Here is a 23,453-nt window from a genome sequence, read left to right on the forward strand (position 1 = left end):
TCGCCGTGGCTCGGGTCCGTTCGGCCCCCTACTCCCCGCTCGCGTCGCCCGACTCGACGCCGACGCCCCGGAACTCGAACCGCGCCCCGCCGCTCTCGCTCTCCGCGATACCGACCGTCCAGCCGTGGGCCTCGGCGACCTCGGCGACGATGCTCAGCCCGAACCCGGTGCCGTCGGGCTCGGTCGTGACCCCCGGCTCGAACACCTCCTCGCGCCGATCCGGGTCGATTCCGGGGCCGTCGTCTTCGACGTAGAACCCCTCGCCGTCGTCGAGCGGGCCGACCGCGACGGCGACGTCGTCGCGGCCGTGGACGACGGCATCGTCGGGCTCCGCCCGACTGCCCGTGGAACCGTGTTCCACGCTGTTCGCGAACAGGTTTTCGAGGGCCTGCCGCAGCCGGCTCCGGTCGGCCATGACGCGGACGTCGCCCCGGACGACGAGCGACGCCGACGCGGTGTCGACGCCGTCCCAGCACACCTCGGCCAGTTCCGAGAGCGAGACGGCCTCGGTGTCGTCGATCTCGGTCCCCTGTCGGGCGAGCGCCAGCATGTCCTCGACGAGCTCCTGCATCCGGTCGAGCGACCGGCCGATCACGTCCAGTTCGCTCACGTCCTCCTGCTCGGATTCGAGTCGCTCGCGGAGCAGGTCGAGGTTCCCGGCGGCGACGTTGAGCGGGTTGCGGAGGTCGTGGGAAACGAGGCTCGCGAACTCCTCCAGCCGGTCGCGCTCGCGGGCGATCTCCGCCTCCCGTCTCCGGAGCTGTCGCTCGCGCTCGATCCGGACGAACACCATCGTCACCGTCGCGGCCCACAGCCGGGCGACCGCGAGGTCGGCCTCGTCGAACGCCTCCGGCTCGGTCGATCCGACGTCGATCACCCCGTACCGCCCGAGCGGCAGCACGAGTTCGCTCCGGATCGGCGAGTCCGGGTTGTACTGGTCCGGGTCCGCCCGCGTGTCAGAGACGTACTCCGGTCGCCCGGACTCGAACACCGCCCACGAGATGCTCCGTTCCCCGGCGGAGTACGTCGGATGTTTGCCGACGATCTCGTCGGCCTTCGTCGTCCACGAGACGGGTTCGAGCAGCTCCCGCTCCCCGTCGTACAGCCAGATCGCCGCGATCGGGTGGCCGAGGACCTCCTCGACGTACTCGACCGCCGCCTCCGCGGCCACCTCCCTGTCGGTGGTCTTCAACAGGTCCTGCGTCGCCTCGTGGAGGGCTTCCAGCGTCTGCGTCCGCCGGTGGAGGTCGGACCCCGCCGTGCGCTCGTCGCCGTCGTCGACGACCGTGACGAGCAGGTGCGTCTCGCCGTCCCGCTCGAACGGCGCGAACCCGAGCGTCACGGGCAGCGCGCTGCCGTCCGCCCGGCGGACACAGAGGTCGAGGCCGACCGACACCGACCGGTGCTCGGGGTCGGCGACGTACCGGCCGAGCTCGTCGCCCGCGTCACCCTCGTCGGGGTCGAAGAAGAGTTCTCCGACGGCCATCCCGACCAGGTCGTCTCTCGCGTGCCCGAACGCGGACTCCACGCGGGCGTTCCCGCCGCGGACGACGCCGTCGCCGTCGACGGTCACGACCGGGTCGGGGAGCGCGTCGAACGCCGCCGAGAACTCGTCCATCCTCACTCCCCTGTCGGCTCGTGGACGTGGCCGCACTCGGGGCAGCGCACCTCCTCGCCGCGGAGGTCCGCCGAGGAGGCGCGCACGTCGCGCATCACCTCGCTAATCCTATCTTCGGCCTCCAGTTCGTCGGCGACCGCGAGGTCGACCCCCTCGACCTCGAGGAGGAACTTCGCCACCTCCGTCACCTCGTACATCATCTCGTCTAAGTCCTCCGCGGTGAAGAAGCCGGACATCGCGCCGTAGAGGAACGTCGCCCCCGCCTTCGTCACCTTCTCCTCGAAGGAGTAGCGCGCCTGGTTGACCGCCTGCGGCGTGTACGTGTCGGTCATGAACGGGACGAGTTCGGGGAGGTTCTCGCCGATCTTCGTCATCTCGACGCCGGTCTCCGTCCGGAAGTCGGCGCAGAGCCGCGCGATCGCCCACTCGCGGGCCGTGATGTACGTCCGGTCGCGCAGGAACTCGTTGACGCGCTCGTAGCGCGCCCCGTCCATCTTCTTGAAGCGCTCGTACTTGCGGACGTCGCGCGGGACGTCGCCGTCGGTGTCGTCCGATTTACCGCCGGTAGCGCCCGAACCATCGCCGGGGGCGTCCGCTTCGCCGTCGCTCTCCCCACCGGCCGGTTCGCCGGTCTCGGAGGGGGACCGGTCGGCGGCCGGATCGCCGGTCTCGTCGGCCGAGTCGGCGGCCGGACCGGTGTCGTCGCTCATATCGTTGAAACCCCGCGGCCGGGCAAAAGCCTTGTCGGTGGTCGGCCCCGCGGAGATCCACTTTTGTACCGTCGCGTGGAGGGGAACCACATGAAGGTGCTCTGCGGGATCGGCGGCAGCGACGACTCGTTCCGCGCGCTCGACCGGACGGTGGAGCGCGCGGCGGTCGCGAACGACGACCTGACGATCGCCGTGGTCGACAACGAGGACTCCGAGACCTCGCCCGACGAGGTCGCGGACCGTGCCACCGCGGCCGTCGACGAGGCGGGGATCGACGCCGAGGTGCGACGCGTGGAGGGGGACCCGGGGAGTCGGCTGGTCGAGATCGCCGAGACCGAGGGGTTCGAGGAGATCGTCCTCGGCGGCGGCCACACGAGTCCGATGGGGAAGATCACCATCGGGTCGATCGCGGAGTTCGTCCTGTTGAACGCCAAGACCTCGGTCACGCTGGTCAGATGAGCGACCGAGGGTACCCGGACGCGGTGGCCGACGAGTTCCCGCCGCCGCCGACGACGTTCACCGACCGCGAGGACCGGGAGATCGAGATCCGGCCGTACGGAGGGGACGACGAGGCCCGCGAGGCGCTCGTGGAGATGTACGACAGCTTCGACCCGGCGGACCGCGCGCAGGGGATCCCGCCGGGCGGCGAGGAGCGCATCCGCGAGTGGCTGGAGGCGATCCTCCCCGGCGACTGCTACAACGTGATCGCCTGGTGCGGCGACGAGGCGGCCGGCCACGCGACGCTCGTCCCCGACGGCGACGCCTACAAACTGGCGATCTTCGTCCACCAGACGTACCAGCGCGCCGGGATCGGCACGCATCTCATCCGCGGACTGCTCGGCCACGGGCAGGCGAACGGCGTCGAGAAGGTGTGGCTCACCGTCGAGCGGTGGAACCGCGCGGCCGTCTCCCTGTACAAGAAGATCGGCTTCGAGACCTCCGACGCCGAGAGCTTCGAACTGGAGATGGGGCTGCGGCTGTGCCCGGATCCCGACGAGGAGACCGACGGATCGGGCGAGGAGGTCGACGGACCGGACGGCGACGAGTAGGGTTGGCCGGAATCTTCAAGCCTTTAGGGGCGGCGCGCGACCGCTCCGGTATGAGTCATCGAATTCTGCTCCTCGGGGCACCCGGTGCCGGAAAGGGGACACAGAGCGCGAAGCTGGCCGACGAGTACGGCGTCGAACACGTCACGACCGGCGACGCGCTCCGCGCGAACAAGGAGATGGAGACGGAGTACGGCACGCCGAAGTCGTTCATGGACGCGGGCGAGCTCGTCCCCGACCCGGTCGTCAACGAGATCGTCGAGGCCGCGCTCGACGACGCCGACGGGTTCGTCCTCGACGGCTACCCGCGCAACCTCGATCAGGCGGAGTACCTCTCCTCGATTACGGACCTCGACGCCGTGATCCTCCTCGACGTCGACGAGGAGGTACTCGTCGACCGGCTCACCGGTCGGCGGGTGTGTGACGACTGCGGCGCGAACTTCCACGTCGACTTCCAGCCGCCCGAGGAGCCGGGCGTCTGCGACGAGTGCGGCGGCGAACTGATCCAGCGCGACGACGACACCGAGGAGACCGCCCGCGAGCGCCTCGAGGTGTTCTACGAGAACACCGAACCCGTCATCGAACACTTCCGCGACGAGGGCGTCCTCGTCGAGGTCGACGGCGAGGCGACGCCGGACGAGGTCTTCGACCGTATCGCCGACATCGTCGAGAGCTAACTTCCGCGTCGTCGACGACCGGTCCCCCCGCCGTCGTCGACGACCCGTCTCCGGGGTCGTCGACCGCGGATCCGGGCCGCGATCCTACAAGGTTCTTAACCGTCGACCGCCAACCGGCCGCTAATGAGCAAAGTCGAACGGCGGGTCCGCTCGCTCGTCCGCGAGGACGGCGAGATGCGGGACGCCATCGAAGTGGTCCTCGACAACGCCAGCGGCGGCGAAGTCCGATGGGTCGACGTCCGCGACGAGATATCCAGCGGGCAGTGGGGCCGACTCATCGAGAAGGAGATCCTGGTCGACGGCGAGGAGGGGTTCGCGCTGGCCGACCGCGACGAGATCGCGGCCGGTCTGGAGGACGACGACTCGGGCGGAAGCGACGTGGAGACCCCCGAAACGACCAGTTGGTCGAAGTGGGACAAGCTGGCGGGGCTGGCGACGGTCGGCGCGTTCGTCGGCTACGCGGTCGGGCCCGTCCGGAACGCGATCGCGGGCGGGATCGACGTCGTCCTCGGGCCGCTCCTGAACGTCGTCCCGTTCTACGTGGTGATCATGGTGATCGCGCTCGGGACGGGGCTGTACTCGACGCTGCTTCGCGCTGGGCTCATGGACATGGAGAAGATGAGCATGTACCAAGAGCGGATGAAGGACATCCAAGAGCGCCGGAAGGCCGCCGAGGAGCGCGACGACGACGAGGCGCTCGACGAGATTCAGGAGGAGCAGATGGAGGCGATGGGCGACCAGCTCGGCATGTTCAAAGAGCAGTTCCGCCCGATGGTGTGGATCATGTTCCTCACCATCCCCGCGTTCCTCTGGATGTTCTGGGTGATCGGCTACCGCGGGTCCGACGCCGCGTACCCGGCCGTCGCCGCCCAAGAGCTCGTCGTCCCGCTGGCCGGCACCGTCACGTGGGACACCGGGATCGTCGGCCCGATCCAGATGTGGATCCTCTGGTACTTCCTCTGCTCGATGGCGTTCACGCAGCTGGTCCAGAAGAGCCTCAACATCGAGATGTCGCCGTCGGGTTCGTAGGCGACGCGGTCCGTTCCGCGTTTTCGCTCCGTTCGCCGCTTCCCGGCTTCTGCCTTCCTCACTCTCGCTCTGCGAGGAACGACTCGACCGCCTCCCGCGACGGGATCGACCCCATGCTGCCGACCGACCCGACCGACAGCGCCGCGGTCGCGTTGCCGTACGCGAGCGCGGCGCGGAGTGCGCTTCCGTCACGGTCGCCATCGCCGGACTCGTCCACCCGAGCGCCCGCGATCCGCGAGAGGAACCCGGCGGTGAACGCGTCGCCCGCCCCGGTCGCGTCGACCGCCTCGACCGCGAAGCCGTCGTGCCGGGCCGTCGCGGGGCCCCACGGGGCCGCCGCCGAACCCACCGCGACCGCGCCCTCGTCGCCCTGCGTGACGACCGCGGTGTGCGCGCCGGCGTCGAGGAGGTCTCGGGCCAGTTCGGTCCCCTCCTTCGTCGACAGCCCGGCGGCCGCGACGTCCTCGTCGCTACACAGCGCCACGTCGCTCGCGGCCACCGCCTCGCGGACCGCGGTCGACACCGCCGCCGCGTCGCCGTCGGGCACGAGATCTGCCCGGTAGTTCACGTCGAACGAGACCGGGCAGCCTGCCTCGGTCGCCGCCGAGAGCAGTTCTCGCGTCGCCGCCCGCCCGCTCGGGTGGGTCAGGGCCGCGCCGCCGAGGTGGACCCACGGCGGCGCGTCCGCTCCCCCCGGCGACGCCTCTCCCAGCGACCTCCCCTCCGGCGACGCCTCTCCGTCGGGGGTTGCCAGCGCCTCCGTCGGGACCGAGTCGGGGCCGAACCCGAACGTCACGTCGCGGGAGCCGTAGAAGCCGAACCGGGGCCCGCGGGCGTCGGGCGGCGACACCACCGCGAGCGTCGTCTTCCCCTCGACGCGCTCGACGTGGGTCTCCGGGATCCCCTCGTCGGCGAGCGTCTCGGCGAGGAACGCGCCGAACGAGTCGTCGCCGAGGCGCGTCCAGAACGCGGGCGGGGAGCCGAGCCGCGCCAGCCCGACCGCGACGTTGGCGGGCGCGCCGCCGGGCCGGTGCGCGTAGCCGTCGACCTCGCGCAGCGTCGCTCCCGGTCCGGGCACGAAGTCGACGAGCGTCTCGCCGGCCACGAAGAACTCCGCCATCAGCCTACTCGGCCGTCTCGCCGTCGGCGTCGCTCCCATCGGCCGCGACCGCCTCGGCGACCGCCTCGAACGCGGCGAGGATGACGCGCTTACACGCCTGCCCCTCGGTGCTCCAGTGGTGGGCGTAATCGAGCATGTCGTCGTATATGTCTGGCTTACAGCCCGCGGCCTGCGGGTGGCCGCCGCCGTTCACCCGGCCGGCGACCTCGTGGGCGTGCCGGAAGCCGTCGGAACCGCGGATCGACGCGGAGCCGGCGGGCTTGACGATCACGGCGGCGTCCGCGCCCGCCTCGCGGAGCCGCTCCGCGACCTCGTTCTGCGAGCAGCGCCCGTAGGTGACCGCGACGCGCCAGTCGCCGACCTCGTGGGTGACCGCGCGGTCGACCGCCAGATCGATTCTGGCTTCCTTCTCGACGCGGCGCTCCTCGACGAACGACCGGACCGTGTCGGGGAGGTCGACGCCGTACGCGCCGATCACGGCCGCGTACTCCTCCGCGCCCGCCCAGTAGGAGTAGTCGGCGAGGTCCTCCGAGCGCGGGTCCTCCTTGATCCAGAGGTCGTGGTCGCGGGTGACCGCGGCGAGTTCCGCCCAGCGGTCGTCGAACTCGCGGTCGAGCGAGCGGAGCGTCACGTCGGCGGTGCACTCCTCGTCCGACTCGCCGACGACGAGGTCGACGCCCGCCTCGCGGACCGCGGCGGCGGTGTCGTCGTCCCACTGGTGGTGGTCGAACCAGCGGATCGCGGCGGTCGACTCCGCGAGCGCCTCCAGCGGCTCCGCGATCCACTCGTAGTCGTCGGGACAGAGGTCACAGACGTACAGATCGATGTCGTCGTCCGCGTACGCCTCGACGCGTTCGAGCGCCGTGTCGATCGAGTACGGGCCCGCGGCGAGCAGCCCGACCGGCGACTCGGCGTGGGCGTCGGCGGTGGGGTCGTCGGCGTCGTCCGCGTCGGCGGCGTCTCCCTCGTCGCCGTCCGCCGCCTCGTCCGGTTCCTCGTCGTCCTCCAGCCGCGCCGCGATGGCGTCCTCGAAGGGCTCGACGTCGAGCGCGGCGTCGTACGCCTCGCGGATCATCGCCGCGCAGGCGAGGCCGTCGGCGTCGCCGTCGGCGATCACGATCGCTTCGCTGCCTTCGATCGTTTCCCTCGCTCGTCGCTCCGCGCGCTCGTCGTCCAGCGAGTCGGGGTAGAAGAAGCCCTTCCCCGGCAGCTTCGTGTACCGCGATCGGGGGGCGTCCCCCGTCTCGATGAGGTCGTCGTCCATACCGGCGAGGCGGGCGGCAGCCGGAAAACTCCGCCGCTCTCGCGCCGGGTCGGCGGTCGCGGGACCCGGACGTCGCCCGCGCGAGCCGCCGACTACGTGGGCGTCGCTCGCTGCCCCTCAGATCGTCGTGCGCCGCGGGTCCTCCTCGGTGAGCTGTCGCACGGTCAACACCGGGATCGGGCAGGTGCGGACGACGCGCTCGGCGACGGAGCCGATGAGGAAGCGGTTCTCGCCGTGTCGCCCGCGCGTCCCCATCGCCACGAGGTCGGCGTCGACGTCGCGGGCGTACGCGTCGATCTCCGAGGCGGGCCGCCCCTCGCGCACCTCGATCGTCACGTCGAGGTCGTCGTCGCGGTCGTGCGCCGCGTCCTCGACGCGGTCGAGCGCGCCGCGCCCCTGATCGTCTAAGGCGTCGCGGAGGTCGTCGCGGACCGTGTCCGGCGACGACTCCACCTCGCCGGCGTCGACGACGTACACCGCGTGGACCTCGGCGTCGAACCGCGCCGCGACGTCGACCGCGACCGAGACGGCCCGCCCGACGCTGTCGGAGCCGTCGGTCGCGACCACGATGGTGTCGAACATGGACAGTCGTTGACCGGTGGAGTAGGTAAAACCCGGCGGTCGGCCGGACTCGGGGGCGAGGCACTCGGGCACGGACAGTCGGTGATTCGAGGACCGGAGGCAGGCGGTGGCGCGTGCCGACGAGCGCCCGGAGGGCGTGAGTCGCACGCGCGAGGGACGCCGCGAGCGAAGCGAGCGGCGAGGTTGGGGAGGCGTGAGGCTGCGGCGCTGTTGCGGGGCGGGACTCGAAGGGGCAGTCGGGAGGCGAGCGCAGGGGACGTAAGCACCGCAACGAGGGAGCGGTAGCGACTGAGTGAGGAGCGTGGTTCGAGAGAGCAAAGCTCTCTCGTCATCCCGAAAGTCTCCGATTTTCGGGCGACAGCGAGCGTGCGCCCGCCTCCCGGCTGGGGCTTCGGCGGTCTCAACCATCGAGTTCGCCGTCTCGTAGCGAGGGCTTCGGTGCTCGAAACGTATGAGTCCGAACCGCCTCAGGCGAGGAAGACGTGCCGCGGCCGGTCGGCGAGCACGTCGCGGCCCCACTGGACGGTCTCGGAGAACTCGTCGGAGCGGAAGAACGCCATCGCGTCCTCCTTCGCGTTCCACTGGCTGGCGATGAACATGTCGTTCTCGTCTTCGACGTTCACCATCAGGTCGGTCTCGACGTGGCCGTCCATCTCGCCGAGCAGCTCGCCAACGTCGTCGAAGGTGTCGACGAACTCCGTCTGGTAGTCGGGCTTGACGGTGTAGAACATCCCCATCGTGCCGAAGCCGGACTCCTCGCCGGCGCGCGCGACGATGTCCGGGAGTTCGGAGAGGAAGCCGCCCGCGGTCTCCGCGGCCGACGCCGTGTCCCAGATGGAGACGACGGCGGCGCGGTCGGTGTGTCGCCCCTCGTACACCGCGGTCTTGACGTGGGTGCCGTAGTGATCGAAGTTGCCGCGCAGCCCCTCGACCTCGTCAAACAGCTCGTCCACGTCGGCCTCGCTGTAGAGGACGGTGGCGTACACGTCCTCGCCGTGGGGCTTGCCGGCGTAGATGTCGAGGTCGGCGAGCTCGCCGCGGATGTCACCGTCGTCGTCGTCGCCCTCGCCGCCGTGGGCGTCCCCGCCGCGACCGCCGCCCTCGCCGTGGGGGTGGTCGCCATCGCCGCCGGCCTCCTCGTCGCCGTGCGGGTGGTCGCCGTGGGCGGGCCCGCCGCCCGCGCCCGAGTGATTGTGTCCCTCGCCGCGGCCGTGTCCGTCGTCGGCGTGGCCGCCGCCCTCGCTCCCGTGGCCGTGCGCGCCGTCGCGGCCCCCTTCGCCGCGGGGGTGGCCGGCGCTGTCCGCCTCGGGGACGCGCCCGGTCGGGACCGTCTCGCCCGCGAGGAACGCGTCGAGGTCGCTCGGCGGGAAGCGGCGGCCGACGTAGAAGTCGCCGAACTCGCCGTACCGCGAGGAGGCGGGGTCGAACCGCATCTCGTAGACGATGTCCTTGATGTCGGTGGGGTCGGCCCCGAACAGCGTGACGCCCCACTCGTGGTCGTCGAAACCGACGGAGGAGGCGATCACCTGCTTGATCTTCCCCGCGTACTCCTTGCCGACCTCGCCGTGGCCGGCCATCAGGTCGGCGCGCTCCTCGAAGTCGAGGTCGTACCAGTTGTGCTCCTCGCCGCGGCGCTTGCTCATCGGGTAGAAGCTGACGTACTCGTCGTCCGGGATCTCGGGCTTCAGCTTCCCCTCGATGTACCGGCGCAGCCCCTCGTCGACGGCGTCCGCGCCCTCCTCGAAGTAGTCGTCGGAGACGTACCCGGACACCTCGGTGACGGAGACGTAGGAGGTCTCGCGCTCGGTGAACTTCGCGAGCGCGGTGTCCTCGAAGCGGCGCTCGATGGCGGACAGATCGTCGAGGGAGGGGCGGAAGTGTAAGAAGAGGAGGTCCGCCTTGTGGCCCAGCACGGAGAACAGCGCCGACTCGCCGTCGTCCGCGTCGGCGATCCGTTCGCGGTGTTTCAGGAAGGACGCCCCCTCCTCTATCGCCCGCCGTCGCTCGGACTCCGGCGCGTCGCGCCAGGCGTCCCAGTCGATCGACCGGAAGTCGTGTAGCGAGAACCACCCTTCGGCGGTCTGTGGAGCCTCGACCATACGCGGGCTTGGGTCCCCGCGACTTAGGGGCTTGCGGGTCGTCCCGAGACGACGTAATCAAACAGACAGTCTCCGCTTGTGTCTGAGACGAAAACGCATCTAGTGGTTTCGAAACCACCGTCGATCGCCTGTACGTGCGTCGTTTCGCTTCGGGTACTCTCGTGGTCAAGACCGCCGAAGCCCCAGCCGTGAGGCGGGCGCACGCTCGCTGCGCTCCTCGCTCAGTCGCTGCCGCTCCTTCGCTGCGGTGCTTACATCGCCTCCGCCCGCCTCACGCCTGCCCCTTCGAGTCCCGCCCCGCAACCGCACCGCACCTCACGCCTCCCCAGCCTCGTCGGCGGTCCTCCGCTTCGCTTCGGACCGCCGACTCCCTCGCGCGTGCGACTCACGCCCTCCGGGCGTTCGTCGGCACGCGCCACCGCATGTGGCTGTCCAGTTGCGCTTCGGGGCCGCCGAACCCCCCGAACCGCCCGGCCCGTCGCGGCTCGCGTCCGTTGTCGCCGTGACCGAAACCCTTTCACTGCGACCCCGAAAGGTGGAGACGATGCGGAAAAGCGGTCCTCCGAAAGGCCTGATCTCGTACCTCGTGTTGGAGCTGCTCGACGAGCGCCCCCGGTACGGCTACGAGCTGCTCGGCGAGATCACGGAGATAAGCGGCGGCCACTGGGAGCCCTCCTACGGCTCCGTCTACCCCATCCTCTACAAGTTCGAGGAGGAGGGCGTCGCGGAGCGCGTCGAGCGCGCCGACGAGCCGGACCGCAAGTACTTCGCGCTCACCGACGCGGGCCGCGAGGAACTGGCCGAGAAGCGCGCCGCGATCGGCGGCGAGGCGAGGGACTTCGGCGACGTCGTCCTCGGGTTTTACCACCTGTACGCCGCGCTCGCCACCGACGACCGCTTCGAGGTCGACGACGCCGACGCCGAGCGGAAGTATTCCGAGCGGTACAGCGCGTGGGTCGTCGAACAGATGATCCGCCACCACGAGCGCGACTTCGGCGAGTTCGAGCGGATCGACGCCTCGCCCGAGGAGTTCCACGCCGAGCCCGACGCGGACGCCGCCGCCGAGGCCGACCCGTCCGAAACCGGGACCGCGGACGACGCCGACGAGGCCTCGTCCGGCGCGGCCGACGACTGAGGCGGCAGAGCGAGCGCGGCATTCCGGTGAGACGCGGCGATTTACCGATGGAGCAGCCGCCACAGGACTCCGCCGGGGAGCCCGGCGCGCACGAGCCGGTCGTACAGCCGGTCGGGGAGCACGCGGGCGAGCCGCGGCAGCCACCGCGCCCGGCGGCTCACCCGGTAGCGGGTCCGCGGTCGGTCCGCCGTCGTCGCGGTCACCACGCGCTCGACGACCGTTTCGAGGTCGGTGGCGGCCGGCGAGTACCCCTCGAACGCGCGGTAGGCGTCGGCGTAGGGGCCGTCCGAATCGGCAGCCGCGGCCGCCGCGGCCGCCCGCTCGTTGAACCCGGTCGGGACCGGCCCCGGCTCGATCAGCGTCACGTCGACCCCGCGGTGGCCGACTTCCCTGCGGAGCGCGTCGACGTAGCCGTCGAGTCCGGCCTTCGCGGCGCTGTACGCGCCGTGATACGGCAACGCGACCGACCCGACCATCGAGCCGACGACCACGACCCGCCCGCCGCGCTCGCGCAGCGCCGGGAGCGCGGCGGAGACGGTCGCGTGGACCGCGGTCAGGTTCGTGTCCAACTGCCGCCGGAAAGCCTCGACGGAGGTGTCTTCGACCGCCGCGATCTCGTAGCCGCCGACGCAGGAGACGACCGCGTCGAGCGGCCGGTCGGCGAGCAGCTCTCGGACGGCGGCCTCGTCGCGGAGGTCGATCGCGGCGGTCTCGACCGCGTCGGGCAGGTCTGCCAGCCCGTCCGCGTCGCGGTCGACTCCGAGAACGTCGTGCCCGGCGGCCGCGAGCGAGCGCGCGACCCCGCCGCCGATCCCGCCCGCCGCCCCCGTCACGAGCACGTCCATGGCCGGCGATTCGCGACGGGGTCAGTAGACGGTGGCGGTTCGCGGCGTCCCGGCGAGGCGGACCGGAACCCGCGCGCCGGAGCGGCACCTGTCCGACCGCCCCCGAACTTCGGGCCGACGCCCGAAGGCATATATCCGCCACGGGCGATCGTCCGGACAATGTCCACCGACGAGCCGTCCGTCCCGATCGTGTGCGACGAGTGCGAGACGGAGACCCGCGTCCCCCTCGACGACCTCGCGGACGCGCTCGACAAACACAACGCCCAGAAACACGACGGCGACGCCGTCGCGGAGGTCGACCCGGCGATCAAAGACCGCCTCGCCGACCTCGTCGCCGAGGATCTGGGCCTGTTCGACGAGGAGGCGACCGAGGAGCCGTGAGCGGGTCTCGCCGACCCCGGACCCACGCTTCGGCCCGCACGGGCCGGCAGCAATACTCGCCGTAGTCGGTGACGTCTCTCACAGCGGAATATTTAGGAAAATAGGGCTTTGAGCGGTTCTAATGTCAATATAGTCGATCGGCGGTGTCATCGAAATCCGCTTCAGTTGCTGGTGACGCGAGGGTGTTGCCCGCGGCCCCGCTTTCAGGTATATGTACCAGTTAACGCGGACAGCGTCGCGACGGTCCTTCCTCGCGGCCGCGGGCGGAACTGCGACGGTCGGCCTCGCCGGCTGCGTCGGCGGCGGCAACGGCGGCGGACTCGACGAGCTGACGGTCGCGCACATGCCGATCTATCCCGACCTCCAGTGGTACGTGATGGAGGGCGAGGGCTACTTCTCCGAGATCGACGCCGAGATCACGGGACAGGAGTTCGGCAACGGTCCCGCGATCGTTCAGGCGCTCGGCGGCGGCGACATCGACGTCGCGATGTTCGGGATCGTCCCCGCCATGATCGCGATCGACCGCGGCGTCCCCGCGCGGGTGACCGCCGCGAACATCCGGGAGCCGATGGGGATCATGGCCGAGGAGTCGTTCCACGAGACGTTCGAGTCGCAGGGGGCCGACGCGTTCGCGGCGTGGGAGGCGGAGACCGGCGAGCCGTTCACCTTCGGCACGTTCCCGCAGGGGAGCGTCCCGGACGTGCTGCTCCGCTACTGGCTCCGGGACGTCGGCGTCGACCCGGCCGCGAACGAGAGCGTCGAGATCATCGAGATCAACGGCGCGAGCGCGGTGTGGCAGGCGATCGCCAACGACGAGATCGACGGCACCTCGATCATGGAACCGGTGCCGACCATCGCGCAGGCGGAGGGCTCGTCCGTGACGATGCTCCGGACCGCCGCCGAGGTCCTCCCCGGCCAGCCCGCCGCGGTCACCCTGATGAGCGACGCGGTGCGGGACTCGCCGCTCGCGGCGCAGTTCCTCGAACAGCACGTCCGCGCGACCGAGTTCATCGACGCGAACCCGGACGCGACCGCCGAACACGTCAACGAGGGGATCGGGATGCCGGTCGACCGCGCGCGGAAGGCGCTCGACTCGCCGCTGTCGAACTTCATCACTGACCCCAACGAGATCACGGACGCGACGCAGGTGTTTTCGGAGTTCGCGGCCGGGAACGACCAGATCGACGAGCAGCTGTCGACCGATCAGATCTTCGATCTGGAGGCGTACGACTCGCTCTGATGGCGACCGAAACCGGATCGGAACTGGGCGGCGACGCGGCCGTCGCGGTCGGGCTCGGCGACCCCCGCCGGCTCCTCCGCGGCGCGCTCGGCGTCGCGGGGTTCCTCGTCGTCTGGTACGTCGTCTCGCTCGGCTCGCCCGCGTACGTGGTTCCCTCGCCGGTCGCGGTCACCGAGGCGTTCGCGAGCGAACTGGCGTCGGGAGACATGACCGCGGCGCTCTTCCAGAGCGTCAGTCACTGGATCCCCGGCACCGTCGTCGGGACCGCGTTCGGCGTCGGCGCGGGCGTGGCGCTCGGGTGGAGCCGGCTGCTCGACGACCTCACCGCGCCGCTCGTCCGGACGCTGCGACCCGTGCCGCCGCTCGCGCTGATCGGCTTCGCGATCGCGTGGTTCGGCATCAACGACTGGGGCGCGGCCTTCATCATCGCGGTGGGGGCGTTCTGGATCAACTTCTACGCGGCGTACGGCGCGGTCGAGGGCGTCTCCGAGGACCTCCTCGACGTGGGGCGGACGCTCGGCGTCCGGGGCGACCTCGACGCGGTCCGGTCGATCGTGCTGCCGGCGTCGACGCCGGGGATCATGACCGGGATCCGGACCGGACTGGGGCGGTGTTGGATGCTCGTCGTCGCCTCGGAGATCTTCGGCGTTCCCGGGGTCGGCCGCGAGATCATCCGCGCCAGCAACAACCTGCGCGTCGACCAGGCGATCGCGTACATCCTCGTGTTGAGCCTGATGTACCTCCTCGTCGACGTGGCGTTCCGCGCGGTCGAACGGAGGGTGTTGGTGTGGCGCGCATGAACGGGAACGGCGCGGACGACGGGGAAGCCGGATCCCTCCCGCCCGCGGCCGCGAGCGTCGCGCTCGACGGGGTCGGCAAGACGTACCCCGCCGACGGCGACGGCGACCCGGTGCGCGCGCTCGACGACGTGTCGTTCTCGGTCGCGGACGGCGAGTTCGTCTGCCTCGTCGGCCCGTCGGGCTGCGGGAAGACGACGCTGTTCCGGATCGTGGCCGGGCTGACCGAGGCGACGGGCGGCCGGGTCCTCCTCGACGGGACCGAGGTCACGGGCCCGACGACGGACATGGGCGTGGTGTTCCAGGAGTACCACCTGTTCCCGTGGCTGACGGTCGCCGAGAACGTCGGGTTCGGACTGGAACGGAGCGACCGCTCGCCCGACGAGCGCGAGCGGCGGGTCGGCGAGATGCTCGACCTCGTCGGCCTGACGGAGTTCCGGAACGCCTACCCGAAGTCGCTGTCGGGCGGGATGAAACAGCGCGTCGCCATCGCCCGGGCGCTCGCCGTCGACCCGGACCTCCTGCTGATGGACGAGCCGTTCGGCGCGGTGGACGCCCAGACCCGAGAGATGCTCCAGCGGGAGCTGCTCGACGTGTGGGCGTCGACGGGGAAGACCGTCCTCTTCGTCACGCACGACGTGGCGGAGGCGGTGACGCTCGCGGACCGGATCGTCGTGATGGCCGCCGACCCGGGCCGCGTCCGCGAGGTCGTCGACGTCGACGTCGGGCGGCCGCGAGAGCGCGGCGACGCAGCCTTCGCCGAGTACGTCGGCCGCGTACGGGAACTGATCGGTGCCGGTCCGTAGCCGACCCGGCTACTCCTCGCTCTCCTCGACGCTCGCCGACAGCTCGTCGACGTGCGTCCGCAGCGTCGCCAGCGTCGCGTCCGCGTCGGCGTACCCCTCGTCGTAGTCGTCGAGCGCGGACGCCGCTCGGTCGAGGAACCGTTCCACCGCCGGGTCGGTCGGCTCGTCGGTCATGCCCGTCCCTCCGCCCGCGAGCGGTTTATGTCTCCCGCCGGGAGCTCTCGGACGGCGCGCTCGGCCCGCGGACCGCGCGTTCAGCGCCCCGTCAGCGCCGCCGCAGGGCGTACGTCGTGTAGCCGACGGCGACGACGAGCGCGGCCGAGAGAAGGGTGCCGAGGACGGCGGGCGAGGCGGTGACGTAGTCCCCGAACGGGTCGGTCAGCGCGAACACGGCGACGACGAGCGCGACGGAGATGGCGATCCCGACCGCGCCGAACGCCTTGAACGCCGCGTCGAGGTCGAAGCGTGCCGATCCCGGTTGGTGGCTCATATCTCTCTATACGCGCTTCGAACATAAACCCGTCCGGCAGGATTCTCACTCTCGGGGAACGCCGACCAGTCCGCGATAGAGCGTAGCTACTGTCGCTTTTCTATCGCTGTTGATAATTTACGCCGAGGTGTTTTAGGTCCATCTTGCCGATTCTCACGGGATGAAAAACGTGCGAACTGCCACGCTCTCTCGGCGGCGGCTCACCGTCGGCCTCGGCGGCGCGGTCGCAGGCGCGCTGTCCGGGTGTCTCGGGGACGGGACCGACGGGACGGCGTCGATGGAGTCCGGCGACGACGACTCGACGGACGGGGGAACCGACGCGATCCGAAACGCGGGCGACGCGAGCGCCACGGTCGGGATGATCTACGCCCTCGGCGGACTCGACGACCGGTCGTTCAACGACGCCGCGAACCGGGGGATCCAGCGCGCTCGCCTCGATCACGACGTGGCCTTCGCGAACGAGGAACCGGGCTCGCTCCCTGAGTTCGAGACGACGCAGGCCGACCTGTCGGCGTCGGACGACCCCGACTACGACTTGGTCTGTTGTATCGGCTTCCTTCAGGCGGACGCGCTCTCGACGGTCGCGGGCGAGTACCCCGACCAGCGGTACGCCATCGTCGACTCGGTCGTCGACCGCGACAACGTGGCGAGCTACGTGTTCCGCGAACACGAGGGGTCGTTCCAGGCCGGGCACCTCGCCGGGCTGGTGACGAGCCGCGACCTCTCCGTCGGCGCGGGGTCGACCCGCCCCGACGAGCGGACCGTCGGCTACGTCGGCGGCGTCGAGTCGGACCTCGTGCGCAAGTTCGAGGCCGGCTACCGCGCCGGCGTCGACCACGCGGCCGCCGACGTGTCGGTCCGCTCCACCTACCTCGGCGACTTCGACGACCCCGAGGGCGGGTACGACGCCGCCGCGGAGATGTACGAGGCGGGGGCCGACGTGGTGTACCACGCGGCCGGCGGCAGCGGGCTCGGCGTATTCCAGGCCGCACAGGAGTACGGGCGGTACGCGATCGGCGTCGACTCCGACCAGTCGCGGAGCAACCCGCGGTACGCGGACGTGATCCTCGGGTCGATGGTGAAGCGGGTCGGCACCGCGGTGTACGACGCCGCCGAGCGGACGATCGACGACGACCTCCAGACCGGGTCGACGAGGGCGCTCGGCCTCGCCGAGGACGGCGTCGCGCTCGTGTACGGCACGTCGCTCGGTCCGGCGATCCCGGACGAGGTCCGCGCGGCGATCGCCGAGTCCGGCGAGCGGATCGCCGACGGCGACCTGTCGGTCCCCTCGGACCCGGAGGCGGTGGGCCAATGAGCGACGGGATCGTCGAGCGGGTGGCGCGCGCGGCGGGGCGGGTCATGCCCGACGCGGTCCGTCGCCGGTACGCCGCCAAGTTCGCGCTGGCGTTCCTCGTCGTCGCGGCGGTCGTCGTCGCCGGCGGCGCGTTCACCTACCTCCAGACCGAGCAGACCGTCGAGTCGGACGCGACGACGCAGCTCGCCGAGACCGGCGGGCTTCAGGCCGACGCGATCGGCTCGTGGACCGAGCGGATGAGCACCGAAACGCGGTCGATGTCGGCGGCCGACGCCCTGCGGTCCGACCGGCGCGCGCCGGCGTACATCCTGTTGAAAGACGAGCTGCTCTCCGAGGACATCGTCAGTATCCACGTCGTCGACTCGGGGGAGGACCGGGTCGTCGCCAGCACGGAGCAACCGCTCGAAGGCCGCGCGCCGAGCGACCTCGACGCGCCGTGGAGCGACGCCGACGTGCCGGAGGGGGTCGGCGACGACGACCGCGTCTGGCGGTCGGACCGCTCGTACCGGTCGCCCGTGCTCAACGACCGCCCGGTGATGGCGTTCGCCAGCTCCGTGCCCCGGTCCGACGGGCGATACCTCGTCGTGGTGACCCGGATCCAGCCGCAGCTCGAACGGATCCAGAACACCGACACCGGCGAGGAGACGATGATCCTCAACGCGGCCGGCCAGACCGTCCTCGACATCGACGGCACGGTCGACGAGGACCGCCACGCCGACGGCATCGAGACGGTCCGGGACGGGAACGCCACGACCGCGACGCGGATCGGCGACGGGCAGGTCCACGCGTACGCGTCGGTCCCCGAGACGGACTGGGTCGCCGTCACGAGCGTCGACCAGTCGACGGCCTTCGCCGTCCGGGACGACGTGGGGAACTCGGTGCTGCTCCTCATCCTCCTCACGCTCGCGTCGCTCGGGGTCGTCGGCGTCGTGTTAGGCAGCCGGACCGTCGTCCCCCTCGCGCGGCTGCGCGACCGCGCCGAGCGGATCGAGTCGGGACAGCTGGACGTGGACCTCTCGACTTCTCGGATCGACGAGATCGGTCGCCTGTTCACGAGCTTCGGCGAGATGCGCGACTCGCTCCGCGAGCGGATCGGCGAGGCGGAGACCGCGGCCGACGAGGCCGAAGCGGCCCGCGAGGAGGCGGAGGCCGTCACCCGCGACATGGAGGCCCGCGCGGCCGACTACAGCGAGGTGATGGGCGCGGTCGCCGACGGCGACCTCACCCGGCGGATGGACCCCGACGCCGACCGCGACGCGATGCGGGAGATCGCCGAGGAGTTCAACGACATGGTGGCGCAGCTGGAGCGGACCACCGCCCGGGTCGCCGACTTCGCCGGCGAGGTCGACGACGCGAGCGCGGACCTCGCGGCCGGCGCGGACGAGGTCGAGACCGCCAGCGGGACCGTCAGCGAGCAGATCCAGGAGATCGCGGACGGCGCGGTCAGACAGGACGAACAGCTCGACGCGGTGGGCGACGAGATGAGCGACCTCTCCGCGAGCATCGAGGAGGTCGCGTCGTCGGCCGCGTCGGTCGCGGAGACCGCGGAGGCCGCCTCCGAGCGCGGGGCGACCGGCCGCGAGGCGGCCGCCGAGGCGCTCGACGAGATGGACGCGATAGAGGAGCGCTCCGCGGCCGCGGTCGAGCAGATGGAGTCGCTCGACGAGCGGATGGACGAGATCGACGAGGTCGTCGACTTCATCACGGACGTCGCCGAGCAGACAAACATCCTCGCGCTGAACGCCTCGATCGAGGCCGCCCGCGCGGGCGAGGCGGGCGAGGGCTTCGCGGTCGTCGCCGACGAGGTCAAGGACCTCGCGGAGGAGACGCAGGATGCCGCCGCCGAGATCGAGTCGCAGATCGAGACCGTCCGCGAGGAGGCGGACGAGACCGTCGACGACATCCGCGAGGCGAACGCGCGGATCGACGAGGGGTCGGACACCGTCAGGGAGGCCTCCTCGTCGCTCGAAGCCGTCGTCGACGCGGTCGAGGAGACGAACCACGGCGTCCAGGAGATCAGCGAGGCCGCGGAGGACCAGGCGCGGTCGACGCAGCGCGCTGTCGAGGGCGTCGAGGACGTCGCCGAGGTGAGCGGCGAGGTCGCGGCCGGGTCCGAGCAGGTGTCCGCGGCCGCCGAGGAGCAGACGGCGACCGTGACCACCATCGCGGAGAACGCCGACCGGCTCCGCGCTCAGGCCGAGGCGCTCTCGGAGTCGGTCTCGGCCTTCGAGGTCGACGTCGACCCCGACGAGATCGACGACGGGGCGGACGGGGCGACCGCCGAATCCGGCAGCGACTCGACGCCCGGTGACGGTCTCGCGGCCGACGGCGACGGGAGAGAACGGCCGTCGGACGGGGCGGACCGGGACTCGGACGAGTCGGCTGGACCGTCGGCCGGGAGCTAATCCGCGCTCTCGGGGAACCCCTCGACGATCTCGACGCCGGAGGAGGCCCCGATCCGCACCGCGCCCGCGTCGAGCATGTCCGCCGCTTCCTCGTAGGACCCGACGCCGCCGGAGGCCTTCACCGGGAGGTACTCGCTCATCAGCTCCACGTCCGGGACCGTCGCGCCGCCGTCGGCGAAGCCGGTCGCGGTCTTCACCATGGCGGCGTCGGCGGCGACGGCGGCCTCGCAGGCGCGGCGCTTCTCGCCGTCGTCGAGGAGCGCGGTCTCGATTATCACCTTCACGGGGACCGGGACGGCCGCGACCACGTCGGACAGCTCGTCGGCGACCGCGCCGTCGTCGCCCGCCTTCAGCCGGCCGACGTTGATCACGACGTCGACCTCGTCGGCCCCGTCCTCCCACGCCGCGACCGCCTCGTCGCGCTTGACTTCCGGGGCGTGCTGCCCGTGCGGGAACCCGACCACGGTGGCGAGCGTGTCGGGCGCGCCCTCGTACTCGGCCGCCTCGGCGACGTAGCAGGGCGGGATACAGGCGTTCATCCCGTGTTCGGCGGCCTCGTCGAGGACCGTCCGCACGTCGGCCCACGTCGTCTCCGGACCGAGCACGGTGTGGTCGATGCTGGCGGCGAACTCCTCGCGGTTCATGTCTCTCCCGTGGCGACGGAACTTAAAAGTCGTACGGGGTCGGCACGGCGGTGTTAAGTTAAGAACGAGGCGGCCGGTGTTTCGAATGCTCTATGTCCGAATCCAACCGCCTCGACGGCTGTACAGGATGGATCGACTTGGAGTTTGTGGAGCGTGAGCGGACACCCCACGAGATCATTGAAACCGGTATTCGACTCCATCTTGCCGGACTATCACTCTCGAATACCAAACAGTATCTTGAAAGGTTGGGTGTCGAGCGGAGTCGAACAGCAATTCACAACTGGATTCAAAAGGCCGACCTACAGCCAGTTGACGGTGCGAGCCCGAATCGCGTTGCGGTTGATGAGACTGCGATTCAGATCGATTCGGACAGATACTGGCTGTATGCTGCTGTAGATCCTCGCACAAACGAATTCCTCCATGTTGACGTATTTCCCGTCCAAAGCAAACAATTCACGCTGGTATTTCTCCGCGATCTTAGAGAGAAACACCACGTTGAGGATGCGCTATTTCTCGTTGATGCTGGCGGACACCTCACAGCAGCACTCTCACGAACCTCACTTCGATTTCAAATCACTCGTCATGGAAATCGGAATGCCATCGAACGTGTCTTTCGAGAAGTAAAACGACGGACCTCTTCGTTTTCAAATACGTTTAGAAATGCGGAGCCGACGGCAGCAGAATCGTGGCTCCGAGCCTTCGCCGTCTGCTGGAACCGATGCTTAAGTTAACACGACCGGTCGGCACGGCGTCGGCGCGGCGTCCGATCCGCGTCAGTCGCGGTGTCCGATCGGTGTCAATCGCGGAACACGACCGTGTGGCCGTTCTCGCGGAGCGCCTCGACGAGGTCGTCGTCCGGCTCTATCCGGAACTCGTGGAAGGAGTTGCTCGGGCTGTCCGCCGAGTACAGCTCCGAGTCGATGTTCTCGGGGATCTCGTTTTGGTGGGTGTCCTCCTGAACGACGACCGGCTGGCTGCGGGCGCGGTCGGAACCGTTGTCTTCGGTCATCTGGATACCGCTCCTCGTACCCGTTCGATCAATTGTGTTCCGATCCGAATCTTCGGTGTCCCGAGCGATCCGGGCGGGCGGACCTCTCGGACCGCATTCCAACGCCGAACCCCCGGGTTCGGGTTGGAGAAATCTCCAACCGTTTCGCGATCGCCCCGGACTTATTTTATCCGCGTGCCAGTCGGACCCATGGACCGCGACACCGCCACGCCCGTCGTCGACGACCTCCCGGGCGAGCGCGCCCGGGAGTGGGTCGAGTACCACCACGAGTCGGCCGCGCCGAGCACCTACGTCTACGAGTTCGTCTGGGACCGCACCGCCCCCGCCGAGGGGCCGTTCTGCACCGACGTGGACGGCAACGTCCTCATGGACTTCACCAGCCACGTCGCCGCCGCGCCGCTCGGCTACAACAACCCGCTCATCATGGACCGGCTGGCGGAGTTCGACCTCGTGGACCCGCTGAAGATCGCGGGACAGGACTTCTACGCCGCGGGCGGTCCGACGCCCGACGACGGGCTCCCCGGCTCCTCGGGGCTCATGGACCGGCTGACGGACGTCACCGACCACTACGACATGGACACCGCCTTCCTCTCGAACTCGGGCGCGGAGGCGGTCGAGAACGCGATCAAGATCGCCTACGACGCCTCCGACGGCGCGAAGTACGCGATCACCTTCGACGGGGCGTTCCACGGCCGGACGCTCGGCGCGCTCTCCCTCAACCGCTCGAAGTCCGTGTACCGCCGCGACTTCCCGGAGCTGAGCGGCGTGATGGAGATGCCCTACTGCGACGACCGCACCTGTTCGCCCGAGACCTGCTCGTGCGGCTTCTTCGCGGACGGCGTCTCGCGGCTGCGCCGGAAACTCGACCCGAAGCGGGGGAACGTCCACCCGGACGACGTGGCCTACCTGATCATGGAACCGATCCAGGGGGAGGGCGGCTACCGGTTCCCCTCGGACGCGTTCACCGACGAGATCGCGGCGATCACCGAGGAACACGACATCACGCTGATCGCCGACGAGATCCAGTCCGGCGTCGGCCGCACCGGAGAGATGTGGGGGTCCGACCACTACGCCTACGAGCCGGACGTGATCACGAGCGCGAAGGGGCTCCGCGTGGGCGCGACCGTCTCCCGCTCCGACGTGTTCCCCGAGGAGACCGGCCGCCTCTCCTCGACGTGGGGGGCCGGCGACCTGATCGCCTCGGCGCAGGGGGCGATCACGCTCGACGCCATCGAGGAGGCCGACCTCATGGACAACGCCGTGACGCGCGGCCGGCAGTTCACCGAGACGATGCGCGACGCCGACCTCGACCCGGTCGACGACGTGCGCGGGAAGGGGCTGCTGTGCGCCGTCGAGTTCGACACGAAGGAGCGCCGCGACGCCGTCGTGAAGAACGCCTTCGGGCGCGGGCTCCTGACGCTCGCGTGCGGCCACAACGTCCTGCGGATCCTCCCGCCGCTCGACGTCACCGAACGCGAGATCGACCTCGGTGCCGACCTGCTGACTGACGCGATCGCCGAGGCGGCCTGAGGCGTCGACCGCGGCTCGGGACCGCCGGCGAGACCGGGACCGCGACTCAGCGGTCCGCGTACCACTCCGCGAACTTCTCTAACGCCCGCCCGCGGTGTGACACCGCGTTCTTCCGGTCGGTGTCCATCTCCGCGAACGTCTCGCCGTCGTGTTCGAAGATCGGGTCGTAGCCGAACCCGCCGTCGCCCCGCGGCGCGACGATCCGGCCCGGGACGTACCCCTCGAACAGCTTCACGGGGAGGGGGTCGTCCCGGTCGCCGTCGAAGTCGTCGTCAGCACTCTCGCCCGCTCCGGGGCCCGCCGCGGCGGCCGCGTCGCGGTCGCCCCGGTCGACGGGATCGGGGCTCGCGGCGAACCCCTCGCCGTCGCAGTAGCCGAGGACGCACCGGAAGGCGGCGCGGCGGTCGTCGAGGTCGGCGGCGATCTCGTGGACGCGCTCGACCCCGAGGGTGTCCTCGACGTACGAGGAGTACGGGCCGGGGAAGCCGTCGAGCCCCTCGACGAACAGCCCCGCGTCGTCGACGAGGACCGGCGCGTCGGCGTGGCGGTACGCCTCGCGCGCCCCCCGCGCCGCGATCGGACCGAGTTCGTCGGCCTGAACCTCCGTGTAGTCGAAGTCGAGCCGCTCCACCGAGCCGTCCGGGAGGTACCGCTCCGCCTCGCGCACCTTCCCCGGGTTCGTCGTCACGTACCTGAGCACGGATCGGCGTG

Annotated in this window: 25 protein-coding genes; 13 read left to right on the forward strand and 12 right to left on the reverse strand. The window is 70.5% G+C overall.

Translation table 11 applies throughout. The features are described from left to right. Positions 1–28: 28 nt before the first annotated feature. Positions 29–1,618 carry a sensor histidine kinase gene (locus NAF06_RS08120; protein ID WP_008584513.1) on the reverse strand — a complete coding sequence of 530 codons (1,590 nt, stop codon included), beginning with the start codon at positions 1,616–1,618 and terminating at the stop codon, positions 29–31. A gap of 2 nt (positions 1,619–1,620) precedes the next feature. Beyond that, complete coding sequence (locus NAF06_RS08125; protein ID WP_008584511.1) at positions 1,621–2,328, reverse strand: DUF5806 family protein; 708 nt, start codon at positions 2,326–2,328, stop codon at positions 1,621–1,623. Between the two features lie 90 nt (positions 2,329–2,418). Between NAF06_RS08125 and NAF06_RS08130 the strand changes: the two genes are divergently transcribed. The 4 genes from NAF06_RS08130 (at position 2,419) to NAF06_RS08145 (ending at position 5,080) form a co-directional block, all read left to right on the forward strand. Beyond that, positions 2,419–2,787 carry a universal stress protein gene (locus NAF06_RS08130; RefSeq protein ID WP_006630366.1) on the forward strand — a complete coding sequence of 123 codons (369 nt, stop codon included), beginning with the start codon at positions 2,419–2,421 and terminating at the stop codon, positions 2,785–2,787. After that, positions 2,784–3,377 (forward strand): GNAT family N-acetyltransferase, encoded by a 594-nt coding sequence (locus NAF06_RS08135; protein ID WP_251106143.1) that lies wholly within the window; start codon positions 2,784–2,786, stop codon positions 3,375–3,377. Before NAF06_RS08130 ends, NAF06_RS08135 begins: the two co-directional genes overlap by 4 nt. A gap of 50 nt (positions 3,378–3,427) precedes the next feature. Further along, the gene (locus NAF06_RS08140) at positions 3,428–4,051 is read left to right on the forward strand and encodes an adenylate kinase (RefSeq protein ID WP_008584505.1); all 624 of its coding nucleotides are present in this window, start codon (positions 3,428–3,430) and stop codon (positions 4,049–4,051) included. Positions 4,052–4,174: 123 nt separating this feature from the next. Further along, positions 4,175–5,080 (forward strand): DUF106 domain-containing protein, encoded by a 906-nt coding sequence (locus NAF06_RS08145; protein WP_008584503.1) that lies wholly within the window; start codon positions 4,175–4,177, stop codon positions 5,078–5,080. Positions 5,081–5,138: 58 nt separating this feature from the next. Here the strand turns inward: NAF06_RS08145 and NAF06_RS08150 are convergent, their stop codons facing one another. The 4 genes from NAF06_RS08150 to NAF06_RS08165 all read right to left on the reverse strand — a co-directional run bounded on the left by NAF06_RS08150 (position 5,139) and on the right by NAF06_RS08165 (position 10,145). Next, positions 5,139–6,200, reverse strand: a complete 1,062-nt coding sequence (locus NAF06_RS08150; RefSeq protein WP_008584501.1) for a carbohydrate kinase family protein — start codon at positions 6,198–6,200, stop codon at positions 5,139–5,141. A 4-nt stretch (positions 6,201–6,204) separates the two neighbouring features. Next, positions 6,205–7,464: a DHH family phosphoesterase gene (locus NAF06_RS08155; protein ID WP_008584498.1), complete on the reverse strand. Its 1,260-nt coding sequence runs from the start codon at positions 7,462–7,464 to the stop codon at positions 6,205–6,207. A gap of 117 nt (positions 7,465–7,581) precedes the next feature. Beyond that, positions 7,582–8,046 carry a universal stress protein gene (locus NAF06_RS08160; protein ID WP_008584496.1) on the reverse strand — a complete coding sequence of 155 codons (465 nt, stop codon included), beginning with the start codon at positions 8,044–8,046 and terminating at the stop codon, positions 7,582–7,584. A gap of 467 nt (positions 8,047–8,513) precedes the next feature. Further along, the gene (locus NAF06_RS08165) at positions 8,514–10,145 is read right to left on the reverse strand and encodes a heme-binding protein (RefSeq protein WP_251106144.1); all 1,632 of its coding nucleotides are present in this window, start codon (positions 10,143–10,145) and stop codon (positions 8,514–8,516) included. 544 nt (positions 10,146–10,689) lie between these two features. Here NAF06_RS08165 and NAF06_RS08170 point away from each other — a divergent pair. Next, positions 10,690–11,280, forward strand: coding sequence for a PadR family transcriptional regulator (locus tag NAF06_RS08170; protein ID WP_049908808.1), 591 nt, complete (start codon positions 10,690–10,692; stop codon positions 11,278–11,280). 41 nt (positions 11,281–11,321) lie between these two features. Here the strand turns inward: NAF06_RS08170 and NAF06_RS08175 are convergent, their stop codons facing one another. After that, entirely contained in the window at positions 11,322–12,125 is an 804-nt protein-coding gene (locus NAF06_RS08175) for an SDR family NAD(P)-dependent oxidoreductase (protein ID WP_008584480.1), read from the reverse strand. Between the two features lie 159 nt (positions 12,126–12,284). Here NAF06_RS08175 and NAF06_RS08180 point away from each other — a divergent pair, with 159 nt between their 5' ends. The 4 genes from NAF06_RS08180 to NAF06_RS08195 all read left to right on the forward strand — a co-directional run bounded on the left by NAF06_RS08180 (position 12,285) and on the right by NAF06_RS08195 (position 15,349). Continuing rightward, the gene (locus NAF06_RS08180; protein ID WP_008584477.1) at positions 12,285–12,506 is read left to right on the forward strand and encodes a DUF8149 family protein; all 222 of its coding nucleotides are present in this window, start codon (positions 12,285–12,287) and stop codon (positions 12,504–12,506) included. A 211-nt stretch (positions 12,507–12,717) separates the two neighbouring features. Next, a complete protein-coding gene (locus NAF06_RS08185) occupies positions 12,718–13,746 on the forward strand; it encodes an ABC transporter substrate-binding protein (protein WP_008584475.1) in 1,029 nt (342 codons plus the stop codon). Beyond that, positions 13,746–14,546 carry an ABC transporter permease gene (locus NAF06_RS08190; RefSeq protein ID WP_008584474.1) on the forward strand — a complete coding sequence of 267 codons (801 nt, stop codon included), beginning with the start codon at positions 13,746–13,748 and terminating at the stop codon, positions 14,544–14,546. The genes NAF06_RS08185 and NAF06_RS08190 overlap by 1 nt, the downstream gene beginning before the upstream one ends. After that, entirely contained in the window at positions 14,543–15,349 is an 807-nt protein-coding gene (locus NAF06_RS08195; RefSeq protein WP_049908807.1) for an ABC transporter ATP-binding protein, read from the forward strand. Before NAF06_RS08190 ends, NAF06_RS08195 begins: the two co-directional genes overlap by 4 nt. A 9-nt stretch (positions 15,350–15,358) precedes the next feature. Here NAF06_RS08195 and NAF06_RS08200 read toward each other — a convergent pair whose 3' ends face one another. Both NAF06_RS08200 and NAF06_RS08205 read right to left on the reverse strand, forming a co-directional pair. Further along, on the reverse strand, positions 15,359–15,523 hold the full coding sequence (locus NAF06_RS08200) for a hypothetical protein (RefSeq protein WP_008584469.1): 165 nt from the start codon (positions 15,521–15,523) through the stop codon (positions 15,359–15,361). A 91-nt stretch (positions 15,524–15,614) separates the two neighbouring features. Further along, the gene (locus NAF06_RS08205; RefSeq protein WP_008584467.1) at positions 15,615–15,839 is read right to left on the reverse strand and encodes a hypothetical protein; all 225 of its coding nucleotides are present in this window, start codon (positions 15,837–15,839) and stop codon (positions 15,615–15,617) included. Between the two features lie 160 nt (positions 15,840–15,999). On the opposite strand from NAF06_RS08205, the gene NAF06_RS08210 reads away from it, so the two are divergent. Beyond that, complete coding sequence (locus NAF06_RS08210; RefSeq protein WP_008584465.1) at positions 16,000–17,154, forward strand: BMP family lipoprotein; 1,155 nt, start codon at positions 16,000–16,002, stop codon at positions 17,152–17,154. Next, a complete protein-coding gene (locus NAF06_RS08215) occupies positions 17,151–19,559 on the forward strand; it encodes a methyl-accepting chemotaxis protein (RefSeq protein WP_008584463.1) in 2,409 nt (802 codons plus the stop codon). Before NAF06_RS08210 ends, NAF06_RS08215 begins: the two co-directional genes overlap by 4 nt. Here NAF06_RS08215 and deoC read toward each other — a convergent pair. Further along, positions 19,556–20,203 carry a deoxyribose-phosphate aldolase gene (gene deoC, locus NAF06_RS08220; protein WP_008584461.1) on the reverse strand — a complete coding sequence of 216 codons (648 nt, stop codon included), beginning with the start codon at positions 20,201–20,203 and terminating at the stop codon, positions 19,556–19,558. The two genes, NAF06_RS08215 and deoC, sit on opposite strands and share 4 nt — an antisense overlap. Before the next feature lie 92 nt (positions 20,204–20,295). On the opposite strand from deoC, the gene NAF06_RS08225 reads away from it, so the two are divergent. Next, positions 20,296–20,934 carry an IS6 family transposase gene (locus NAF06_RS08225; RefSeq protein WP_008586413.1) on the forward strand — a complete coding sequence of 213 codons (639 nt, stop codon included), beginning with the start codon at positions 20,296–20,298 and terminating at the stop codon, positions 20,932–20,934. Positions 20,935–20,999: 65 nt separating this feature from the next. On the opposite strand, the gene NAF06_RS08230 is transcribed toward NAF06_RS08225, so the two are convergent. Next, on the reverse strand, positions 21,000–21,212 hold the full coding sequence (locus NAF06_RS08230) for a hypothetical protein (protein ID WP_006630386.1): 213 nt from the start codon (positions 21,210–21,212) through the stop codon (positions 21,000–21,002). A gap of 189 nt (positions 21,213–21,401) precedes the next feature. On the opposite strand from NAF06_RS08230, the gene NAF06_RS08235 reads away from it, so the two are divergent. Next, on the forward strand, positions 21,402–22,742 hold the full coding sequence (locus tag NAF06_RS08235; protein ID WP_008584451.1) for an aminotransferase class III-fold pyridoxal phosphate-dependent enzyme: 1,341 nt from the start codon (positions 21,402–21,404) through the stop codon (positions 22,740–22,742). 46 nt (positions 22,743–22,788) lie between these two features. Here NAF06_RS08235 and NAF06_RS08240 read toward each other — a convergent pair whose 3' ends face one another. After that, positions 22,789–23,442: a non-canonical purine NTP pyrophosphatase gene (locus tag NAF06_RS08240; protein ID WP_008584450.1), complete on the reverse strand. Its 654-nt coding sequence runs from the start codon at positions 23,440–23,442 to the stop codon at positions 22,789–22,791. Between the last annotated feature and the right edge of the window lie 11 nt (positions 23,443–23,453).

Source organism: Halorubrum hochsteinianum (assembly GCF_023702125.1).
GTDB classification, from domain to species: domain Archaea; phylum Halobacteriota; class Halobacteria; order Halobacteriales; family Haloferacaceae; genus Halorubrum; species Halorubrum hochsteinianum.